8 protein-coding genes and 2 pseudogenes are annotated in these 6,627 nt (G+C 36.5%); all 10 read left to right on the top strand.

What is annotated here, in order from left to right; genetic code table 11:
• Positions 1-156 precede the first annotated feature (156 nt).
• The 10 genes and pseudogenes from VQ00_RS14745 to VQ00_RS14775 all read left to right on the top strand — a co-directional run bounded on the left by VQ00_RS14745 (position 157) and on the right by VQ00_RS14775 (position 6,501).
• Entirely contained in the window at positions 157-1,077 is a 921-nt protein-coding gene (locus VQ00_RS14745) for a hypothetical protein (protein WP_046180884.1), read from the top strand.
• Between the two features lie 49 nt (positions 1,078-1,126).
• A complete protein-coding gene (locus VQ00_RS14750; RefSeq protein ID WP_046180885.1) occupies positions 1,127-1,891 on the top strand; it encodes a hypothetical protein in 765 nt (254 codons plus the stop codon).
• A gap of 170 nt (positions 1,892-2,061) precedes the next feature.
• Positions 2,062-2,193: pseudogene (locus tag VQ00_RS19215) on the top strand (hypothetical protein); the annotation flags it as partial.
• A gap of 154 nt (positions 2,194-2,347) precedes the next feature.
• The gene (locus VQ00_RS19220) at positions 2,348-2,755 is read left to right on the top strand and encodes a tyrosine-type recombinase/integrase (RefSeq protein ID WP_245618128.1); all 408 of its coding nucleotides are present in this window, start codon (positions 2,348-2,350) and stop codon (positions 2,753-2,755) included.
• 84 nt (positions 2,756-2,839) lie between these two features.
• Entirely contained in the window at positions 2,840-3,508 is a 669-nt protein-coding gene (locus VQ00_RS19225; protein ID WP_245618129.1) for a site-specific integrase, read from the top strand.
• Between the two features lie 179 nt (positions 3,509-3,687).
• Positions 3,688-3,951: a hypothetical protein gene (locus VQ00_RS14760; protein ID WP_046180886.1), complete on the top strand. Its 264-nt coding sequence runs from the start codon at positions 3,688-3,690 to the stop codon at positions 3,949-3,951.
• Between the two features lie 125 nt (positions 3,952-4,076).
• Positions 4,077-4,193 (top strand): annotated as a pseudogene (locus tag VQ00_RS19530) (hypothetical protein); the annotation flags it as partial.
• Between the two features lie 225 nt (positions 4,194-4,418).
• Positions 4,419-4,763 (top strand): phage integrase SAM-like domain-containing protein, encoded by a 345-nt coding sequence (locus VQ00_RS14765; protein WP_046180887.1) that lies wholly within the window; start codon positions 4,419-4,421, stop codon positions 4,761-4,763.
• Complete coding sequence (locus VQ00_RS14770; RefSeq protein WP_052728573.1) at positions 4,736-5,293, top strand: tyrosine-type recombinase/integrase; 558 nt, start codon at positions 4,736-4,738, stop codon at positions 5,291-5,293. The genes VQ00_RS14765 and VQ00_RS14770 overlap by 28 nt, the downstream gene beginning before the upstream one ends.
• 428 nt (positions 5,294-5,721) lie before the next feature.
• Positions 5,722-6,501 carry a PAS domain S-box protein gene (locus VQ00_RS14775; protein WP_046180888.1) on the top strand — a complete coding sequence of 260 codons (780 nt, stop codon included), beginning with the start codon at positions 5,722-5,724 and terminating at the stop codon, positions 6,499-6,501.
• Positions 6,502-6,627 lie beyond the last annotated feature (126 nt).

Here is a 6,627-nt window from a genome sequence, read left to right on the forward strand (position 1 = left end):
CAGTTTGAACATAAAAACACAGAACCCTAGCAAGGGGAAACATAATGCTAATCGAGTATTCCGCAATATGGTATTGGTGAGAGAGAAGAGTAACGCAGTTAATATTGTTTGAAGAAACCGGTGGTACTTTTCATTTCAATACAAAGGAGAGTATTTATGGAATTAGTTGAGGATAAGGAGTTAAGAAATAAAGTGTTGGAATTTATGGAGAGTTTCAGGGGGGAAACAAACATAAATATCCTTAATTTAGAAGAGTTTGAAGAACTCATCAATGAAAGACGAAATGAAAGCAATAATGAAGTGAAAAAAGAATTAAAGACTGAATTAAGCATTGCTTATCTTTATAGTATGGTATATGCTTCGCTAAGTTTAGCGATTAATCAAGGTAATGGTAATAGTTTGAAATTGTCACAGGAATGGAGTGAAGAGGTCGAAGGGACACCGCTTCTAACTTTACAAAACTGTTTTACTAATATTTCTAATCATATATTATCCATTATTAGGCTAGTCGAAGATGGGTTTGATCTTTCGGCACGCATAATTCTCCGAGTCCTTATTGAGTTATCTTGGATTGTTATCTTGGTGTCTTCCGATTTAGAAATTATGAAAATCTATCATAATTCAGAAGATGAAGACATGGAGCGGCGTGCATGGTATAAATTCTTTAAACCCAAAAAATTATTAGAGGGAGTTACCAAGATTGAGACTCAATTAGGCATTGACAACGAAGAAATGTTAGTTCGTCTTAATACTTCCCGTTCTGAGACATACAATTTCTATTCCAAAACCATACATAATTCATATCTATCAAGTGTAGTAGGTGCATATTCCACTTCCTTTGATGAGGAAGGACCCTTAAATCTCTCATTATTTGGCATGGCTTCAAAAGGTTCAAAAGGAACGATGAGCTGCTTCTTAGAAATGATGTTTTATTTAACCTTGATGATTAACACTATACTAAAAAAAATTCATAATCATACTCCTGCAAAAGAGAATGAGTTATGGAATACGTATGATGTTTTGCAAAAATGTTCACAATCCACTTACTTCTATTATTTGAAAAAAGAAGAAAAATAGGTTCTTTTGTATCCTAATTAGAGAATATGTATTAAAAGTGAGGGCATATATGGAGAAACATAAAGTTTGGATCAGTAATGAGGTATTTAATTGGAGATGCTATTCTAATGGTGGTGGATTTGTGGATAGTGAAAAGTGGAAAAGAGCATATTATATTTGGGAATATGCAAAGAATTTAATTGAAAATGCTAGCAGCGATTTTCAACTGGCGGATGGAGTAGCAAACTTAAAAAGGAGTCTCAATCAACGTTTGCAACTAATAGAAGAGATTTACAATTTTAGATCGATTAGTAATGTTAATAAACAAAAAAGGTATTTGGAATTGTTAGAGGCATTTGGCATTGTTAGACCTTTATTTATGAAGAAGCTGATGCTTGTAAGAAATGATATTGAGCATAATGATGCAAAACCGCCTAATGTAGATAGGTGTTTAGAGTTGCTGGATGTTGTATGGTACTTTTTAAGGTCTACAGATTTCATCGTACAACTTAGAAGGTATGAAGCGACATTTGACAAGTTAGACAGTGAAGGGTACGAAACTCAATATAGTTTTAGCTTAAATGTTGATCATGCAGCTGAAAAACTCTACAAAATCTCAGGTTGGTTTCCAACTGATTACATATCTGAAGAATTTCAAAATGACTATGTAGAAGTGATTGTAAAAAAGTACGAAGACAAAAAGGCTTATGAAGGTTCGCCTTTGGAAGAACTCCATGATGATAAATTAGAATCTGATAAATTGATTCAAGGGTATTTTCAATTTACATCAGAAGACAAGAAGAAAATAATTCCTCTTGTACTATATGCAATTTGAAAAGAACTTGAAATTCTTTGCTATTCACTTTTACCATTGTCCAAAGAAATTTGTAAGGTCTAGAGAGGCTGTTTTCTCTACTTCTTTCTATTTTTCATGACTACTTTATAATTGAAATGTACACTACAAATTGTGAAGTAGTCTATATATTTTTTAGAAACTAATGAAACGTCATTATACCAACAAAAGTAACTCGCTCGGCTCTTCAAAACGCAGCGTCTGTGGCAGTTCTGTTCCTAACAACAGAAGCAGTTGTAGTAGACAAGCTAGAAGAAGATGATATGAGTAACACATCAATCTAAAAAGAGCCAAGCCTTGTTTTAATGAGGTTTGGCTTTTTTTGTTTGTGAAAGCTTGTATCTAGCAATCAAAAAATCATGGTCGAACAAGAATCCATGATAAAATAATCTTACGTATAATATAGGGTCGCATCACTTAAAGGAATAGGTGATGGTAATGGCTTTAATAAAGAAGGATTTAAGTACGGGAAAATATTATTTTGTTCTGGATGCAGGAAGGGACTCTTTTAGTGGAAAGAGAAATCAGTATCGCAGAAGGGGATTTGAAACAAAAAAAGAAGCTCAGATAGCACTAGCAAAACTTCAAGTGCAAATCAGTGAAGAAAAAGAAATCAGCTTGTCTAGACTTCATTTTCAAAAGTATCTAGAACAGTGGTTTAATGCAAAGAAGATTAAACTAAAGCCGAGTACGATTCAAAATTATGATCAGCAAATCCGCTACAACATTGTGCCGTATATCGGAGATGTGAGGATGAGTGAGTTCACTGAATCGATTATTCAGACCTACATTCAGACGCTCCACAAAGAGCGTAAACTGTCTCCAGCGACAATCCGAGCTGCTTAGGGCATTGTTGCAGAAGTCCTTTATAAGGCTTCTCAGAAAGGCATCCTGAACAAGTCGATGTTAGACGATATTTCATTGCCAAGAATGCCGAAAAAGCTTCGGGTATGGACAGCGGATGAGATGATGTTGTTTTTGGATGCTTCTCAGCGAGTGTTGAACTTAACAAGGCATTTTATCGGCTTCAGTATTTCCGCTCAGACAGGTATGCGGATGGGTGAGGTTCTTGGCTTGCGATGGAGTGACATTGACTTTGAAGGTAAACGAATCTTCATTCGACAAACACTCAGCAAGATCGACGAGGACAGCGTGTACGGCTTCGTGGATGAAGGGAAGACCGATGCCGCTCTGAGAGTTGTCTATGTCCCTGACGCTCTGTTGAGCAACCTGAGAGCACATCATGAGCATATCCTTCGGGAGCGGGCGGTGCTGGCGGATGAGTATCTTCAATATGATCTAGTTGTTTGTACGAAGAACGGAAACTGGGTGCATCCGAATAACTTTAGACGAGCTTTTAAGGTGACTGTCGAGCAGTTAGGACTTCCCAAAATCCGTCTTCATGATCTAAGACATACACATGCCACGTTTTTGCTGGCTAATAAGGTGAATCCAAAAATTATTCAGGAGCGGCTCGGTCACAAGAATGTAACTGTCACATTGAACACATACAGCCACGTATTACCGTCTATGCAGCTTGAAGCGGCTGGCACGTTTGATGAATTGTTCAAGTCTAGTGACCATAGTGGTGACCAATGATTGAATGAAGCCGCTCAGCCCTTGATATAACTGGAGTTGCAGACGGCGATTTTCATGAGGACTGCATGAAAACCATAGTATTTTACATAGTAAAAAGTAAGTATAAAACAGCAGTTGAACAATTAAGTTTTTCTTTTAGCTTGTAGAAAAACTGATATAAACGTGAAAGGGGTATTTTTGTGATTCATGTTTCGTCTCTTCTAGCTTATTTCAAAGAACATCCAGATTATAAAGTCAAAACTCTTGAAGATGAAGATATTAATATCGAATATAAAAAATCAACGCAGCGTCGTAAGAATGTTCTTGCTGAGCTTTGTGTTCCATCGGGAAGGTTTTACTTGAGAAAAGATAATCAATGGGTCAATATTAAAGACATTTCTGAAGTACAGACAAATGCTGAGGTTATAGCTTGGGTTGAAAAAGATTCACGTTGTCTAGGCTGAAATGCTTCAGTGCCTTTAATCGCTCAAAAAAGTAGTAAAACAATTACCAATCATGGTACAATACAAACCAACAATACATAAGAGGGGATTTAAAAGCTCCCTAATTCCTTGTCCTGTAAGGGTTTGTAGGCGGTGAGGAACAATTCATCAGCTACCCGCATTCACCAGTTAAAGTCATCGTCATTCCAACAAACGAAGAAGTGATGATTGCCCGTGACGTTTCTCGTTTAGCAGGCGTGTAAGGCGTTTCTTCAACGTTTAGCGTGAATGCTTGGTGATGGTTATAATGTTAGATAATAAGGTAAATACGTTCATTTGTGACCACTACCACGAATGACCCCCTAATCCTTCTTTTTGTACGGATTCAAGTACAGAAAGGGGGATTTTTTTATTGGCTAGAGAAACAAAGATTCAACACAAATTAACTGTTGAGAAGGGCAAGGGACATTATTATTCGTGTAAAGCAGATGGAAGGATTATCTAAACATACACTAACGAATTACAACAAACTTTTTAATAATTTGGAACGATGTTTTGCAAAAAATAAATATATGGAAAATTTCACAATTGAAGATGCAAGAAGATTTATTGAGTGGCAATTGCATGAGAAGCAACAATTTAAAGGTGTGAGATGGGACAGGGAAAAGAAAATTGGTGTCAACATTACATCGGCTAACTCCTATTTACGGTTAGCAAAAGCAGCATTTTCATGTTTGATTGAAGAAGGTCATCTTCAAAAAAATCCTTTTCCGGTATTAAGAATATTAAGCAACAACAGAAACAAGTGGATACATTATCAGATCAAGAAATAACCAAACTCCTTAATTCACTTGATAAAAGTTGGTATGCCGACTTTCGTGTTTACGTGCTGATTCATACCTTATTAGATTCATTTGGACGTATTGGAGAGGTATTAGCATTAAAGAGGCAGGATATTGATTTTGAACACGGCTCAATTATTTTTAATAAGACAAAGAACAGTTTATTTAGAATTGTGCCAGTCACAAAGAAAACGTTGAATTTATTGGAAAAGTTAATAGATGAATGTAAGGAATTTGAATCGGACTATATCTTTCTGACGAATGCAGGAAAACCTTTAAGGGATGATCCTGCTAGAAAACATCTTCATGAAATTACACAAAGAGCAGGAATTGAAAAGCGTGTACATCCTCATATTTTTCGGCATACAGGCAGTATGTTGTTTCTGAAAAATGGCGGTTCGATTCGAGTATTACAGAAAATTCTCGGTCATGCTGAAATTTCTACCACGATGATTTACGCTCATGTTTTGGACGACACAATAAAAGTCAGCATGAACAGTTTAGTCCGATTAAACATATAAACGCATACAAAAGCAGGTATTATAGAAGCCAAGCGGGAAGCGGATAGACTATGAATGGAAAGCCTTCAGAAGCATGTGTAGCCTATTTTATAAAGAAGGTAGTAAGGTAGATGAAAATCAGAAAAACGCCTATAGAGGATACAAGCTGCGACCAGATGATCACTCGGGTTTATAAAGCAGGGACGATAATATGTATATAAAGACTGATGTTGATTTTCTTATTGAACTCCCATGAAAGAATAATAAATATTTCATCATCTGTGGTGCTGCGAAGTGCGGCATGGATGGCTAACGGAGCAGGTTAGTTGAAGAAGGATTTTTAAACTAATAAGCACAGATAAGGGGCATAAAATACAATAATTATTCACTTATTGTATAATGTTTTTAGTTGAAAACTTATAGCTTTTGATAAGGAGTAGTGGATTTTCATGGGAAATAATACGGATGAAAAATTGTATCGTCAAATCGTGGAATCGACCACGGAGGTAATTATTATTCAACAAGATGGGAAATTTAAGTATATAAACCCTTCAGGAGTAGCCTTTTTACGGGCCGCTTCCAGTGAGGAAGTTATAGGTAAATCTGTATTCGATATCGTACCCGAGGAGTATAGAGAGCTGACAGTAAGGCACACAAAATCGATCCTTGATGAAAATAAACCAACTGGAACTATCGAAAAACAATTAAGACGGTTTGATGGTTCACTAGTTGATGTAGAAACAAATTGTACTCCTGTTTTGTATGAGGATAAAAAAGTGATTCAATCTGTCGTCAGAGATATAACAAAGCGTAAAGAAATCGAAAGATCACTCGAAGAAGTGTCCAAAGAAATTAACACACTATCAGCTCCAGTCGTCCCTATATTGGAAGGGGTCGCTGTCTTACCCCTAGTAGGTTCTATCAATTCTGAAAGAGCGAATTATATTTTAGAACATGTGCCTTTAAAAGTACAGGAACATAGTGTCCATACTTTGATTAGCGATTTTTCAGGCATCTATGAACTTGATGCAATGGTAATCCAATGTCTGTTTGAAACTAGTGCCGTACTTGGTTTGCTTGGTGTTCGTTCTATTGTAACGGGAATAAGACCCGAAATTGCCCAAAGTGTTGTTCAGCTCGGAGCCGATTTATCCCTAATACAGATATTTGGAACTTTACAGCAGGCAGTACATGATTTGGTGTTAAAGGATAGCTTCGTAAGTGTTTGAATAGGATATCAATTATATTCCGTGATATAGATATATTGTTATCCATCTTCATTGCAGGTTCGTTCTCTGGAGTCAGAGCCGTCATGAGACGGCTTTTTCTTATTGTGCTAAAGGGGCAGCATTCCT

The sequence above is a fragment of the Domibacillus tundrae genome (assembly GCF_000970675.1).
Lineage (GTDB): Bacteria > Bacillota > Bacilli > Bacillales > Domibacillaceae > Domibacillus > Domibacillus tundrae.